At 60.2% G+C, this 14,761-nt stretch carries 12 protein-coding genes; 4 read left to right on the top strand and 8 right to left on the bottom strand.

Features of this window, described 5'->3' with window-relative positions:
* The first annotated feature begins 151 nt into the window (after positions 1-151).
* Together mprF and AB4N82_RS15480 are read left to right on the top strand one after the other, a co-directional pair.
* The gene (gene mprF / locus AB4N82_RS15485; protein ID WP_032890807.1) at positions 152-2,794 is read left to right on the top strand and encodes a bifunctional lysylphosphatidylglycerol flippase/synthetase MprF; all 2,643 of its coding nucleotides are present in this window, start codon (positions 152-154) and stop codon (positions 2,792-2,794) included.
* Positions 2,794-4,074 (top strand): virulence factor family protein, encoded by a 1,281-nt coding sequence (locus tag AB4N82_RS15480; protein WP_122763817.1) that lies wholly within the window; start codon positions 2,794-2,796, stop codon positions 4,072-4,074. Before mprF ends, AB4N82_RS15480 begins: the two co-directional genes overlap by 1 nt.
* A 137-nt stretch (positions 4,075-4,211) precedes the next feature.
* Here AB4N82_RS15480 and recJ read toward each other — a convergent pair whose 3' ends face one another.
* Together recJ and AB4N82_RS15470 are read right to left on the bottom strand one after the other, a co-directional pair.
* Positions 4,212-5,921, bottom strand: a complete 1,710-nt coding sequence (gene recJ, locus AB4N82_RS15475) for a single-stranded-DNA-specific exonuclease RecJ (protein WP_032890803.1) — start codon at positions 5,919-5,921, stop codon at positions 4,212-4,214.
* A 96-nt stretch (positions 5,922-6,017) separates the two neighbouring features.
* On the bottom strand, positions 6,018-6,560 hold the full coding sequence (locus tag AB4N82_RS15470; protein ID WP_032890801.1) for a YaeQ family protein: 543 nt from the start codon (positions 6,558-6,560) through the stop codon (positions 6,018-6,020).
* Between the two features lie 147 nt (positions 6,561-6,707).
* Between AB4N82_RS15470 and AB4N82_RS15465 the strand changes: the two genes are divergently transcribed.
* Positions 6,708-7,907: a CaiB/BaiF CoA transferase family protein gene (locus AB4N82_RS15465; protein WP_122763818.1), complete on the top strand. Its 1,200-nt coding sequence runs from the start codon at positions 6,708-6,710 to the stop codon at positions 7,905-7,907.
* Positions 7,908-7,923: 16 nt separating this feature from the next.
* Positions 7,924-8,793, top strand: a complete 870-nt coding sequence (locus tag AB4N82_RS15460) for a TIGR02285 family protein (protein WP_122763819.1) — start codon at positions 7,924-7,926, stop codon at positions 8,791-8,793.
* A gap of 170 nt (positions 8,794-8,963) precedes the next feature.
* On the opposite strand, the gene AB4N82_RS15455 is transcribed toward AB4N82_RS15460, so the two are convergent.
* The 6 genes from AB4N82_RS15455 to AB4N82_RS15430 form a co-directional block, all read right to left on the bottom strand.
* Positions 8,964-9,248, bottom strand: coding sequence for a DUF3509 domain-containing protein (locus AB4N82_RS15455; protein ID WP_032890795.1), 285 nt, complete (start codon positions 9,246-9,248; stop codon positions 8,964-8,966).
* 314 nt (positions 9,249-9,562) lie between these two features.
* Positions 9,563-10,972: a threonine synthase gene (gene thrC / locus AB4N82_RS15450; RefSeq protein ID WP_032890793.1), complete on the bottom strand. Its 1,410-nt coding sequence runs from the start codon at positions 10,970-10,972 to the stop codon at positions 9,563-9,565.
* 66 nt (positions 10,973-11,038) lie between these two features.
* Positions 11,039-12,343 (bottom strand): homoserine dehydrogenase, encoded by a 1,305-nt coding sequence (locus tag AB4N82_RS15445; RefSeq protein WP_032890791.1) that lies wholly within the window; start codon positions 12,341-12,343, stop codon positions 11,039-11,041.
* 129 nt (positions 12,344-12,472) lie between these two features.
* Positions 12,473-13,204, bottom strand: coding sequence for a thioredoxin fold domain-containing protein (locus AB4N82_RS15440; RefSeq protein WP_003175893.1), 732 nt, complete (start codon positions 13,202-13,204; stop codon positions 12,473-12,475).
* A gap of 144 nt (positions 13,205-13,348) precedes the next feature.
* Positions 13,349-14,245, bottom strand: coding sequence for a site-specific tyrosine recombinase XerD (xerD, locus tag AB4N82_RS15435; protein ID WP_032890789.1), 897 nt, complete (start codon positions 14,243-14,245; stop codon positions 13,349-13,351).
* Between the two features lie 78 nt (positions 14,246-14,323).
* The gene (locus AB4N82_RS15430) at positions 14,324-14,737 is read right to left on the bottom strand and encodes an acyl-CoA thioesterase (RefSeq protein WP_032890787.1); all 414 of its coding nucleotides are present in this window, start codon (positions 14,735-14,737) and stop codon (positions 14,324-14,326) included.
* Between the last annotated feature and the right edge of the window lie 24 nt (positions 14,738-14,761).

Genomic DNA, 14,761 nt, shown 5'->3' with positions numbered 1-14,761 from the left:
TCATCGCACGCTATGCTTACTCCTCTACGACCAAGGGCCGCTGTCGCCGCCCCCGGTGATACGCGTTAATATTTGTAATTATTTTGTCCATAGGGATTGGTAACTTGGCTGGATACCCCCATCCTGTCGCGCACAATCCACGAGGTGATTGATGCGCGCCAACTCGTCTGAACCACAAGACACCGTCACAGCAGAACAACCGATCACGCCTACCCGATTGCGTTGGCTGGATCTGATCAGCAAGTACCGGCAACCCCTCGGGCTGGCGGTCACCCTGTTGCTGTTCGCCATCGCCTTGATCGCTTGCCGCCACCTTCTGCTGGAACTCGACCTGTACGCACTTCACGACTCGATCCTGGAAGTGCCGAAGCCTGCACTGCTGGGAGCATTTGCCGCGGGCGTCGCAGGGTTTGTCATTCTTCTCGGCTATGAGTTCTCCGGCGCACGCTATGCCGGCGTGAAGCTGCCCGCCAAGACATTGGCCCATGGCGGCTTCACCGCCTTTGCCATTGGCAATGCGATTGGCCTGTCGATGCTCTCCGGCGGCTCGGTGCGCTACCGTTTATATGCACGCCATGGCATCGGGGCCTCGGAAGTCGCCCATATGACTGTGTTCGCCAGCCTGGCCCTGGGCTGCGCCCTGCCCCCGCTGGCCGCACTCGCGACACTGAGCAACCTGCCTGCGGCGTCGACCTACTTGCATCTGTCGCAAGGCCTGCTCGGCGCGATTGCCGGTGCCGTGCTGCTGTTGTCGGCCGCGCTGTGTATCGGCATTTACCGCCGCCGCTTGCCGGAGCAACCTTACCCGGACAACCTGCTGGTCAAAGTCGGCCGTCGCACCCTGCGCCTGCCCGGCCGGCGCCTGACGCTCCTGCAATTGGTCATCACTGCCCTGGATGTCGCCGCCGCCGCCACTGTCCTCTATCTATTGCTGCCAGAAGCGCCGCCCTTCGGTCCATTCCTGCTGGTTTACCTGCTGGCCCTCGCCGCTGGCGTGCTCAGCCACGTACCGGGCGGAGTCGGGGTGTTCGAAGCGATCCTGCTCGCCGCGTTTGCAGACAAGCTCGGCGCCGCACCACTGGCCGCTGCCCTGCTGCTGTATCGCATGATCTACGTAGTGTTGCCGCTCCTGATCGCGTGCGTGTTCCTGCTGATCAACGAGGCGCAACGACTATTCCAGACCCAGCAGAGCCTGCGCGTAGCCTCAGGTCTGGCGGCGCCAGTGCTGGCCGTACTGGTTTTTTTGTCCGGCGTGGTCCTGCTGTTTTCAGGCGCCACGCCAGAGATCGATTCACGCCTGGAAAACATCGGCTTCCTGATTCCCCACCGCCTGATTGATGCCTCGCACTTTGGTGCCAGCCTGATCGGCGTACTGTGCCTATTGCTGGCCCAGGGCCTGCGTCGACGTTTGTCGGCGGCCTGGATGCTGACCATGGTGCTGCTGCTGGTGGGCGCCCTGCTCTCGCTGCTCAAAGGCTTCGACTGGGAAGAAGCCAGCCTGATGACCATGACGGCGGTGCTGCTGGCGATCTTTCGCCGCTCGTTCTACCGCGCCAGCCGCCTGACAGAACTGCCGTTCTCACCGCTATACCTGGTGTCCAGCGTCTGCGTGCTGGGTGCCTCGATCTGGCTGCTGCTGTTTGCCTATCAAGATGTGCCGTACAGCCATCAACTGTGGTGGCAGTTCACCCTCGATGCCAACGCCCCACGCGGCCTGCGCTCATTGCTGGGAGCCGCCGTGCTGCTGGTGATCGTATCGCTGACCTGGCTGCTGCGCACCGCCCGCCCGGTGATCCACCTGCCGACCCCGGATGAGCTGGAGCGCGCCTCGAAGATCCTGATGGCTTCGTCCCAACCCGACGGTGGCCTTGCGCTGACCGGTGATAAGGCGCTGCTGTTCCACCCCAACGACGAAGCCTTCCTGATGTATGCCCGTCGCGGCCGCAGCCTGGTGGCCTTGTACGACCCAATTGGACCGACCCAGCCAAGGGCCGAGATGATTTGGCAGTTCCGCGACCTGTGCGACATCCACCACGCGCGTCCGGTGTTCTATCAGGTACGGGCAGAGAACCTGCCCTACTACATGGACATCGGCCTAACCGCGATCAAGCTGGGCGAAGAGGCGCGCGTCGACCTGAAACGCTTTGACCTGGAAGCCAAAGGCAAAGAGATGAAGGATCTGCGCTACACCTGGAACCGTGGCACCCGGGACGGTCTGTCTCTGGAGATCCATGAACCGGGTACGGCGCCGATGGATGAATTAAAAGTCATCTCGGACGCATGGCTTACCGGTAAGAATGTGCGCGAAAAAGGGTTTTCCCTGGGACGCTTCAGTGACGACTACCTCAAGCATTTTCGGATTGCGATCATTCGCTTCGAAGGACGCCCGGTAGCCTTCGCCAACTTGCTTGAGACTTACAATCACGACCTGGCCAGCCTCGACCTGATGCGCGCCCATCCGGATGCGCCCAAGTTGACCATGGAATTCATGATGGTCGGTCTGATTCAACACTATAAGAGTCACGGCTACGCCCGTTTCAGCCTCGGCATGGTGCCGTTGTCGGGCCTGCAACCGCGACGCGGCGCGCCACTGACCCAGCGTTTGGGTTCGATGGTGTTCCGTCGTGGCGAGCAACTGTATAACTTCCAAGGTTTGCGCCGCTTCAAAGATAAGTTCCAGCCAGACTGGGAACCCCGTTACATGGCCGTGCCCGCAGGACTTGATCCGCTGGTGGCACTGGCCGATACCGCCGCCCTGATCGCGGGTGGCTTGACTGGATTGGTGAAACGCTGATGATTCGACGCTCCTGGCGGTATGTCTTGGCCTTTGTAGTGCTGCTGGCCCTGGTTCTGGGTGGCGGCTTTTGGTATTTGAAACGCCCTGCCCCGCAGCCGACCCTGGAGCAACTGCCCCAGGCCGATGGCTCGGTAATGACCCGCGTGACCCCGGCCGGCAACCCGAAAGTCCGTGTGGCCGTGGCGGTGATGGCCGACGAAACCCTGACCGATAGCCAGTTGTTAACCCTGAGCCAGGGTGGCAAAGCGCAGATCGTCCAGGTGGTCTTGCCAAAAGATGACTGCAAGCTGCAGGAACAAGCGCTGCAAAGCGCCTTGAGCCAGCTCAAGGGCCCAGCGACGCTGGTCAGCGGCATCGGCCCTGGCGCGGCGCTTGCCTGGCGCTGGCTGGCCACTCAGAACGACGACAAGGCCAATGCCATCTCTGTCGGCTTCGCTCTGGCGCAGGAAGGCTGCAAAGATCCGCTGCCGAAAACTGCAGAGCACGGCAACTGGCTGGTGGCGTGGAACGACAACCCTGACGACGAGAGCGCCAGTTTCGTACGCGATACACCACGCGCCACAACCAGCATCAGTGACTACGACATTCACTACCCGCAAGTACTGAACAACGAACTGCGCAAGCAACTGGTGGGTTCGGATAACGGTGGCCTAGCGATTCCCGTGGTGGAAGTCCCGGCAGGCCAGGCTAAGGACACCGTAACCCTGTTCCTCTCCGGGGACGGCGGCTGGCGGGACCTGGACCGCGACGTGGCCGGTGAAATGGCCAAGATCGGCTACCCAGTGGTCGGCATCGATACCCTGCGCTACTACTGGCAGCACAAGACGCCGGAACAAAGCGCCAAAGACCTGACCGAGCTGATGCAGCACTACCGGCAAAAGTGGGGCACCAAGCGCTTTGTGCTGACCGGTTATTCGTTCGGCGCCGACGTGCTGCCAGCGATCTATAACCGCATGCCGGAGAACGAGCAACAGCGCGTCGATGCGATCATCCTGCTGGCCTTCGCCCGGACAGGTAGCTTTGAGATCGAAGTGGAAGGCTGGCTGGGCAACGCCGGCAAAGAAGCCGCGACCGGCCCGGAAATGGCCAAGCTGCCGCCTGAGAAAGTGGTGTGCATCTACGGCGCCGAAGAAGTCGACGAGAGTGGCTGCACCGACAAGACCGCCGTGGGCGAGGCTGTGAAGCTGCCCGGCGGGCATCACTTCGATGAGAACTACCCGGCGCTGGCCAAGCGGTTGGTGGATATCATCGTCAAGCACCAGGCCAAAAGCGAATAACCCCAGGCCTTACACAAATCAAAATGTGGGAGGGGGCTTGCCCCCGATAGCGGTAGGTCAGTCACAGCATTGTTGACTGACACTCAGCTATCGGGGGCGAGCCCCCTCCCACAGTTGTTTTGCGGTGTTAATAAAATCTAGCGCGGTTCGATGTGGGCAATCATCAACTGCACGGTTTCATTCCCACGAAACTCGTTCACGTCCAGCTTGTAGGCCAACTCCACCCATCGCACGGTCGGATTCGGCCAGACCTCACGGTCCACGCCAAAGGCGATGCCATCGAGCTTCACTGACCCGCATTCGCTCTTGAGCACCACTTTCAGGTGCCGCTCCCCCACCACACGTTGCTCCACCAACTGAAACACACCGTGAAACAGCGGCTCGGGGAAGTGCTGCCCCCAAGGACCGGCGTGCCGCAGGGCGCGGGCCAGCTCCAGGTGAAACTCCTCAACCGCCAGTGTGCCGTCGGACAACAGGCGACCGGTGAGGTCTTCTTCACGCAGTTGACGACGCACTTCGGCATCAAAAGCTTCGGCAAACAGAGGGAAATTCGCCTCTGGCAATGTCAGACCCGCCGCCATGGCATGGCCGCCGTACTTGGCGATCAGAGTGGGATGCTGGCTAGCAACCACCGCCAGCGCATCACGGATGTGAAAACCCGGCACAGAGCGCCCAGAGCCCTTAAGCAGGCCATCACCCGCATCGGCGAAGGCGATGGTCGGGCGGAAATAACGCTCTTTCATGCGCGACGCCAGAATGCCGATCACGCCTTGGTGCCATTCAGGGTCGAACAGGCACAGGCCAAAGGGCATTGATTCCACCGGCAAGTCCTTGAGCTGGGCCAGAGCCTCGCGCTGCATACCTTGCTCGATGGATTTACGGTCCTGGTTCATGCCGTCCAGTTGCGCCGCCATTTCCCGCGCCGCCGCGAAATCCGTGGTGAGCAGGCATTCGATACCCAGGCTCATGTCGTCCAGGCGCCCGGCGGCGTTGAGCCGCGGCCCGAGAATAAAGCCCAGGTCGGTGGAGGTGATGCGCGCCGCATCGCGCTTGGCCACTTCAAGGATCGCCTTGATCCCCGGCCGCGCGCGACCTGCGCGGATACGCTCCAGGCCTTGGTGCACCAGGATGCGATTGTTGGCGTCCAGCGGCACCACGTCGGCGACACTGCCCAGGGCAACCAAGTCGAGCAGATCGCCGATATTCGGCTGCGGCTTGTTCGCGTACCAGCCCAGCTCACGCAAGCGCGCGCGCAGCGCCATCAGCACGTAGAAAATCACGCCAACACCGGCCAACGCCTTGCTCGGAAACTCACAGCCTGGCTGGTTAGGATTGACGATGGCGTCTGCCGCCGGCAGCTCGTCTCCGGGCAAGTGGTGGTCGGTGACCAACACCTGCAACCCCGCCGCCTTCGCCGCCGCCACGCCTTCGACGCTGGAGATGCCGTTGTCCACGGTAATCAGCAACTGCGGCTCGCGCTGCAGGGCCACGGCAACAATCTCCGGCGTCAGGCCGTAGCCGTATTCGAAGCGATTGGGCACCAGGTAATCGACATGGGCGGCACCGAGCAAACGCAGGCCCAGGGTGCCTACAGTGCTGGCGGTGGCGCCATCGGCGTCGAAGTCGCCAACGATGAGGATGCGTTGGCGTTGCTCCAAGGCCGTCACCAAAAGGTCTACGGCGGCGTCGATGCCCTTGAGCTGTTGATAGGGAATCAACCTTGCCAGGCTTTTATCCAGCTCGGCCTCGGACTGCACCCCGCGTGCGGCATAAAGACGGGTCAACAGCGGTGGCAATTCACCGAGAAATGGCAGGACAGCGGGCAACGGACGAGGATCGATACGCATGGGGTGATGGGCGCTTCTCTTTGATACGACGGTTAAACGACAACGCTGAAGGCAACACGGGGCGCATGTGGAAGGGGCAAGCCCTCCCCGCAGTATTCAACCGCGCTCGCCGACCAGCCATTGCAGTTGCACTTCATGCTGGCCACGGTCATCAGTGACGAAGATCGTGCCTTCGCTGATCATCACGTCCCACTTGATTACGCGGGGCATGTCCTTGGCCAGAACCTCCAGAATCTCCTGGGGCACCGCAGCGATGTGTACGTTTTTCAGATTATTCGCCACCGGCACCACTTTGCCTTCCCATACACGCAGGCTGCCATAAGCCAGCAGGCTGGTACGTTCAGTACGACGCGAGCACCAGGTCAGGCGGTCGGCATCGGGCTGGCCGACTTCGATCCAGTGCAAAACCCGATCATCCAGGCTTTTTTCCCACAGGGCTGGTTCGTCTACATCTGACAGGCCACGACCGAATGCCAATTGCTCATTGTAAAAAAGGGCGTAGGCCAGCAGGCGCACGGTCATGCGCTCTTCAGTTTCCGAAGGATGGCGGGCGATGGTCTGTTTGACGCTCTCGTACACCGAACGGTCGAGGTCGGTGAGGTTGAGTTCGAATTTGTAGGTCGTGGACGGCTGGGCCATGAACGGGCTTCTAGAGACAGGGAAAGGCGGCCAGTCTAACTGATGGTGGTGCCATTCAACGAATCCTGCGCTGTTTCACGCTTATCCCTGGCCGCTCGCCTATGTTAAAAGGCATCACACACCCGCTCCGCGCAGACAAGGATCCCCATGTCGTTTAATGCCAAACCGCTTGCCGGCCTGAAAGTCATCGAACTCGGCACCCTGATCGCCGGCCCGTTCGCTTCGCGTATCTGCGCTGAATTTGGTGCAGAAGTGATCAAGGTCGAATCCCCGAATGGCGGCGATCCGCTGCGCAAATGGCGCAAGCTGTACGAGGGCACCTCGCTGTGGTGGTTCGTGCAGGCACGCAACAAAAAATCCCTGACGCTGAACCTAAAGCACCCGGACGGTCTGGAGATTCTCAAGCAACTCCTGACGAACGCCGACATCCTCATCGAGAACTTTCGCCCCGGTGTACTGGAGAAGCTCGGCCTGAGCTGGGAAACCCTGCACGCGCTGAACCCGAAACTGGTGATGGTGCGCCTCTCGGGCTTTGGCCAGACCGGACCGATGAAAGACCAGCCGGGGTTTGGTGCCGTCGGTGAATCCATGGGCGGGCTGCGTTACATCACCGGTTTCGAGGACCGCCCGCCGGTGCGCACAGGGATTTCCATTGGCGACTCCATCGCTGCGTTGTGGGCTGTAATCGGTGCATTGATGGCGCTGCGTCATCGCGAAGTGAATGGCGGCGTAGGCCAAGTGGTGGATGTGGCGCTGTATGAAGCTATCTTCGCCATGATGGAAAGCATGATTCCTGAGTTTGACGTGTTCGGATTCATCCGTGAGCGCACCGGCAACATCATGCCCGGCATTACACCGTCGTCGATCCATACCAGCGCGGACGGCAAGCATGTGCAGATCGGCGCAAATGGGGATGCAATCTTCAAACGGTTTATGAGTGCCATTGGCCGTGAAGACCTGGCGAATGATCCGCAGTTGGCGAGCAATGACGGGCGTGATACCCGCCGTGATGAGCTGTATGGCGTGATTGATCGTTGGGTCAATTCGCTGTCACTGGAGCAGGTGGTGGAGCAACTGAACAAGGCCGAGGTACCCGCCAGCCGGATCTACAGCGCCGAGGACATGCTTGGCGATCCGCAATTCCTGGCGCGGGAGATGTTCCTCAAGGCGCAACTGCCAGGCGGCAAGGACTTTAAGATGCCGGGCATCGTGCCCAAGCTGTCGGACACGCCCGGGAGCTGCGAGTGGGTCGGGCCGCAGTTGGGCGAGCACACCAACGTGCTGCTTAACGAGCTGGGTTACGACGCGGCCGCGATCACCCGGCTACGTGAACAAGGCGCGATCTGATGGCGCACTCGCAATAATGGCGCGGCGTTGGCTCCTGGGTGTTTGTGCACCGTTGCTCGGGCTTCTGCCGCTGTCTGCCAAGGCAGCGGACACCTTGACCTGGTTAATCCGCGACCTGCCCCCGATGACCATCCTCGACGGCCCGCAAAAGGGCCAGGGCGTCATCGACGAATTGCTGCCGATGCTGATGGAGCGCCTGCCCGAGTACCAACACAAGATTTTGCACGTTAACCGTGCACGCGGCCTGCAGATACTTCAGACCCCCGCACTGACCTGCGACCCCACCATGCTATGGACCGCAGAACGGGCCAAGTGGGTGGTGTATTCGCGCCCGGCTTTTTCCATGGTCAGTAATGGGGTGGTGGTACGTCAGGACCGCCGTGACGTGCTCGCGCCGCTTGTCGCACAGCAAAGGGTGGACCTCGCGGCGCTCCTGCTGGATAAGCGCGCACGCCTGGGCGTGGTGGCCGAGCGCAGCTACGGGACGCTCATCGATGAAATGCTGGACCAAACGGATGCGCCCACCCGCGTGCTGCACTACGGAAACGACGCCCTGGGCAGCCTGCTGCAAATGCAGCGATTGGGTCGCCTGGAAGCCGTGCTGGGCTACTGGACTGAAATTCGCTATCACGCCCTGCGCCAGGGGATTGATCCGCTGACTTTGGCGTTCTATCCGATTGCTGGCGTCATGCCCTACCAGCGTGTGCATATCGGCTGCTCCGATACGCCTGAGGGCCACCAGGCAATTGAACACATCAACCAAGTGTTGAACGCGCTGCCCCAGGCTCAACTACTGCACGCCTATGCCGCCTGGCTCGACCCGGCGCTGCGCGCGCAATACCTGACCGACCATCTCCAGTTTTACCAAGACGCGCCTACGCCCTGACAAATCGCGGGCAAAAAGAAACCCCGAAGCGTGGGGAGACACTTCAGGGTTAAACGTGGCCAACAAAGACCAGTACAGCAAGCCACAAACACCGGAGCACAATGTTTGCTCTTGCTGTTACAAAATCTGACCGGCCATGCCGTAGGAAGTTTCCATCGATGAACAATTCTTCATGCGCGGGCAATGCCACGGGTCTGGGCGGCATTGCGTAAGGCGGCGATGACCGAGGGTTCCAATCGGCCTTCTGCAATTTTGATGTCACGCAGCAGGCAGTCCACTACGTCCACCAGCACGCGTTTATCCATCAATTGGGCACGGTCAACCTCACGCTCGACCACAATAGCGCCAGTAGGATTCTTTACTGTCACCAAGCACTCGTCCTGAACACCCGCAGTGGTCAGCGTAACCTGATAAGGGGTCAGTGCTTCTTCGAGCAATAGGCTGATACTTTCCATCTCGATCACCACTCAATAGTTCGGGAACAATCGTTTCAACGGGAACTGCATCTATCCTAAGTGACTGGTTATGACGTAGGAAAGTTCGCTTTTTCGTATTTACGGGGGTTACCGGGGGATGAGGTTTCCAGCATGCGCTTGCAATATGACAAGCAAAAAACGGCGACACATAAATGCTTGCGCAATGGGCGGTGGTTTGGGGTTTGGCCGGGCGCTATCGCAGGTCGCCCCTTTACTTAATGAGCGCTGCCAAAAAACAAAAAACGCCGCTGACCCAGCAAGGGAAAGCGGCGTTTTTGTGTACGCGGTCTGCCTTACAACGGCTTACCACGATTGCCGTGCTGGCTGACAAACGCCTGCACCGCTTTCAAGTCATTGGCCAACACCGTGCAACGCTCTTCGCGCTCGAACAGGTCGGTCAAGTGCACCGGCAGCTCCAACGCCTTGCCGACACCGGCTTTCTCCACCGCTTCCGGGAATTTGACCGGGTGCGCGGTACCGAGGATCACCATTGGAATATCCAGGCTGCGACGGCATTCGCGGGCGGCCTTCACACCGATGGCGGTGTGCGGGTCGAGCAGTTCGCCGGTCTGGGCATAGACTTCGGCGATGGTCTCGCAGGTCTGTGCATCGTCCACGGCCAGGGAGTCAAAGAGCTTGCGGGTTTCGGTCCAGCGCTCCTCATCAACGCTGAAACCGCCGCCGCTCTTGAAGGTGTCCATCAAGCCGGCAATCGCCGAACCGTTGCGACCGTGCATGTCGAACAGCAGGCGTTCGAAGTTCGACGAGACCATGATGTCCATGGAAGGCGACAGGGTAGCGTGCAGGGTTTCCTTGACGTACTGATTGCCGCTCATGAAGCGGTGCAGGATGTCGTTGCGGTTGGTGGCGACGATCAACTGGTTGATCGGCAGGCCCATGTTACGCGCCAGGTAACCGGCGAAGATATCGCCGAAGTTGCCGGTCGGCACCGAGAACGACACCGAACGCGCCGGGCCGCCCAACTGTAGGGATGCGTGGAAGTAGTAAACGATCTGGGCCATGATCCGCGCCCAGTTGATCGAGTTCACCGCGACCAGGCGGGTGCCCTTGAGGAAGCTCTGGTCAGCGAAGCTGTTCTTGACCATTTCCTGGCAGTCATCGAAGTTGCCTTCGATGGCGATGTTGTGGATGTTCTCGCCAAAGATGGTGGTCATCTGACGGCGCTGCACTTCCGACACACGCTTGTGCGGGTGCAGGATGAAGATGTCGACGTTTTCGCAGTGCTTGCAGCCTTCGATGGCGGCCGAACCGGTATCACCGGAGGTAGCGCCGATGATCACAACGCGCTCGCCGCGCTTCTCCAACACATAATCCAACAGGCGACCGAGCAGTTGCAGGGCAAAGTCCTTGAACGCCAGAGTCGGGCCGTGGAACAGTTCCAGCACCCACTCATTGCCGTTCAGTTGGCGCAACGGAGCGATGGCGCTGTGGGAAAACACGCCGTATGTTTCTTCCAAAATCTTCTTGAAGTCCGCATCTGGAATGCTGCCGGTGACGAATGGACGCATCACTCGGAACGCCAGTTCGTGGTACGGCAGCCCGGCCCAGGAGGCGATTTCTTCCTGAGTGAAGCGTGGCAGGTTTTCCGGCACGTACAGGCCGCCGTCAGTGGCAAGGCCTGCCAGCAAAACGTCTTCGAAATTCAGGGCCGGTGCCTGGCCGCGGGTGCTGATGTAACGCATGACTGGCTCCTCTAAAACATTCTCGAACAGAGGCCGCCGAACGCGCGGGGCCCCTGGAACAATCGGTTAGTTCAGGTGTTCAACACGAATACGAACGACCGGGCCGACAACGCCTTGCAAGGCTTCCAGCGCGGTGATGGCGTCGTTGATGTGCTGCTCAAGCACGCGGTGGGTCAGCAGGATCATCGGCACCTGGCCATTTTGCTCCTCGACTTCCTTCTGCATGATCGACTCGATGTTGATACCGCGCTCCGACAGGATGCTGGCGACCTGGGCCAATACGCCCGGATGATCCTTGGCCTGGATGCGCAGGTAGTAGGCACTTTCGCACGCTTCGATAGGCAGGATCGGGTGGGCCGACAGTGAATCAGGCTGGAAGGCCAGGTGCGGGACGCGGTTTTCCGGGTCGCTGGTCATGGCGCGAACCACGTCTACCAAGTCGGCGATCACCGAGGAAGCGGTCGGCTCCATACCAGCTCCGGCGCCGTAGAACAGCGTGGAACCCGCAGCGTCACCGTTGACCATCACTGCGTTCATCACGCCGTTGACGTTGGCGATCAGGCGATCGGCGGGGATCAGCGTCGGGTGCACACGCAGCTCGATACCAGCCGGGGTGCTGCGCGCTACGCCAAGATGCTTGATGCGGTAGCCCAGGGCTTCGGCGTAGTTCACGTCGGCCGTGGTCAGCTTGGTGATGCCTTCGGTGTAGGCCTTGTCGAACTGCAGCGGGATACCAAAGGCGATGGACGCCAGGATGGTCAGCTTGTGGGCCGCGTCGATCCCCTCCACGTCGAAAGTCGGGTCGGCTTCGGCGTAACCCAGAGCCTGGGCTTCTGCCAGCACGTCTTCGAAGGTACGGCCCTTCTCACGCATTTCGGTGAGAATGAAGTTACCGGTGCCGTTGATGATGCCGGCCACCCAGTTGATACGGTTGGCGGACAAGCCTTCACGTATCGCCTTGATCACCGGGATACCACCGGCTACTGCGGCTTCGAACGCTACGATCACGCCCTTCTCACGCGCCTTGGCGAAGATCTCGTTGCCGTGCACGGCGATCAGCGCCTTGTTGGCAGTGACCACGTGCTTGCCGTTCTCGATGGCTTTGAGCACCAGCTCACGGGCAACGGTATAGCCGCCTACCAGCTCGATGACGATATCGATCTCCGGATTGGTGGCCACGGCGAAGACATCGTTGGTAATCGCAATACCGGTCGTTTCGAACTGAGGCTTTGGCGAACGCGTGGCAATTTGCGCCACTTCAATCCCGCGCCCTGCACGGCGGGAAATTTCTTCAGCATTACGCTGAAGTACGTTGAAGGTGCCGCCACCGACGGTCCCTAAACCACAGATGCCTACTTTGACCGGTTTCACTGAAGAACTCCCCATGAAACGGCCGACGCTAGGTCGGCCGTGGAAAACAGCCGCACAACTGCGGCTTTCAATTAATGACCCGTCGACTGATCAACGAGCCATGATCGTCAAAGGTTCGACGATGCTGGTTTATTTGGCACTCAGCGCCAGTTTGGCAACTTGTGGCGCCGGCTGGTAGCCCGGAATAACCTGGCCGTCAGCCAAAACGATAGCCGGTGTACCGTTGACGCCGATGGACTGGCCCAGGGCAAACTGCTTCGACACCGGGTTGGCACACTTGGCGGCTTTGATTTCCTTGCCATCGACCATCTTGTCCATGGCCGCTTTCTTGTCGGCCGAGCACCATACGGCTTGCAGCTGCTCGTCGCCCGGCGAACCCAGGCCCTGGCGCGGGAACGCTACGTAGCGTACTTCCACACCCAGCTTGTTCAGCGCAGGCACTTCGGCGTGCAACTTATGGCAGTACGGGCAGGTGGTGTCGGTGAACACGGTGATATGGGTCTTCGTCTCGCCGATAGCTGGGTAAACCACGGTTTCAGCCACCGGGATCCCGTTGATCAGCTTGGACACGCCCAGGCGCTCGGCTTTCTCGGTCAGGTTGACCGGCTTGCCGTCTTTCAACTGGAACAGGTAACCCTGGACGATGTACTGGCCATCGGCACTGGCGTACAACACGCGGCTACCCTTGAGCTTGACTTCATACAGGCCGGCCATCGGGCTGGCGCTGATGCTTTCGATCGGGGTATCAAGTTGCAGGTTGGCCAGGCTCTTGCGGATGGTCTGCTCGGCAGCATCATCGGCGACGGCAAAGGTGGAAACCAACGCAATGGCTGCGGCGGCAATAATCTGGGTCAAGCGCATGGGAACTCCTGAAGGCAGATGCAGGGACGGGAAGGAACACCGCTGTCTCTGTAGACACGGGTCGGGACCGTCACCTTTGCTAACCGGCAAAGCCTACCACAGTTGGGCCGCAGGGCAGCCCGCGGCGGGATAAATTGGCGGTTTTCAGCCGCGCGGGTGGTGCTTGGCGTGCATATCCTGCAATCGCGCACGCGCCACATGGGTGTAGATCTGGGTGGTGGATAAGTCGCTGTGCCCGAGCAGCATTTGCACCACGCGTAAATCCGCACCGTGGTTGAGCAAATGGGTGGCAAATGCATGGCGTAGCGTGTGGGGAGACAGGCTCTTGCCAATTCCGGCGACCTTGGCCTGGTGCTTGATGCGATGCCAGAAAGTCTGGCGGGTCATTTGCTCACCGCGCAGGCTGGGAAACAGCACATCGCTGGGGCGCCCACCGAGCAATTCGCCACGGGCATCGCGCATATAACGCTCGACCCACACAATCGCCTCCTCCCCCATCGGCACCAGCCGCTCCTTACTGCCCTTGCCCATCACACGCAGCACGCCCTGACGCAGGTTAACCTGCTCCAGGGTCAGGCTGATCAGCTCGGTAACTCGTAGCCCGCATGCGTACAACACTTCAAGCATCGCGCGGTCACGCTGGCCGATGGCTTCGCTCAGGTCAGGGGCGGCGAGCAAGGCGTCGACGTCGGCTTCCGATAGGGATTTGGGCAATGGCCTGCCCAGTTGCGGCATGTCGACTTGCAAGGTCGGGTCCAGGGCAATCAGCTTTTCTCGCAGCAGATAGCGATAAAAGCCACGTACACCAGATAGAAACCGTGCAGTGGAGCGCGGCTTGTAATTCTGATCCAGGCGCCAGGCCAAGTGATCGAGGATCAGCTCACGGCCAGCGCTGACCAGCTCAAGGTTATTCTCCTGCAGCCAGCCGTTGAACAGCGCCAGGTCACTGCGGTAAGCCTGGCGAGTGTTGTCCGAAAGGCCTTTTTCCAGCCAGAGGGCGTCTAGGAAGCGGTCGATCAGGGGGTGGTCGATAGCAGGCATGAGGGCTCGGGGCTGAAAAGAATAGGGGGATGCTACCGCATGTAGAAGTCGGCTTGCCGGCCCCTACAAAAGGATGTTTCAGTTTGCAAATCCCGGCAGCACAGGTACTGGGCGCTTGTCCGCATCAATCGCGACAAAGCTGAACACGCCCTGGATCGCCTTTTCACGGCCATCGGCACTCATGCTCTCGACGAACACTTCCACCTCAACCTTGAGACTGGTGTTGCCGACCTTGATCACACGGCCGATCAGCTCAACGATGGAACCCGCCGGGATCGCATGATTGAAGTCGATGCGGTCGGTAGAAACCGTCACCAACGGCAAACGGCAAAAACGCGTGGCAGTGATGAACGATACTTCATCCATCCAGGCCAGTGCAGTGCCGCCGAACAAGGTGTTGTGGTGGTTGGTCGTCGGCGGGAATACAGCCTTGGTCACATGGGTGACAGAGAGGTCAGTACGGCGCTGAATTTCTTCGAGGCGAGTAGTCATGGGCAAATACCGGAAAATGGACAA

Source organism: Pseudomonas sp. H1_D04 (genome assembly GCF_054683855.1).
This window is presented reverse-complemented; position numbering and strand designations above follow the sequence as displayed.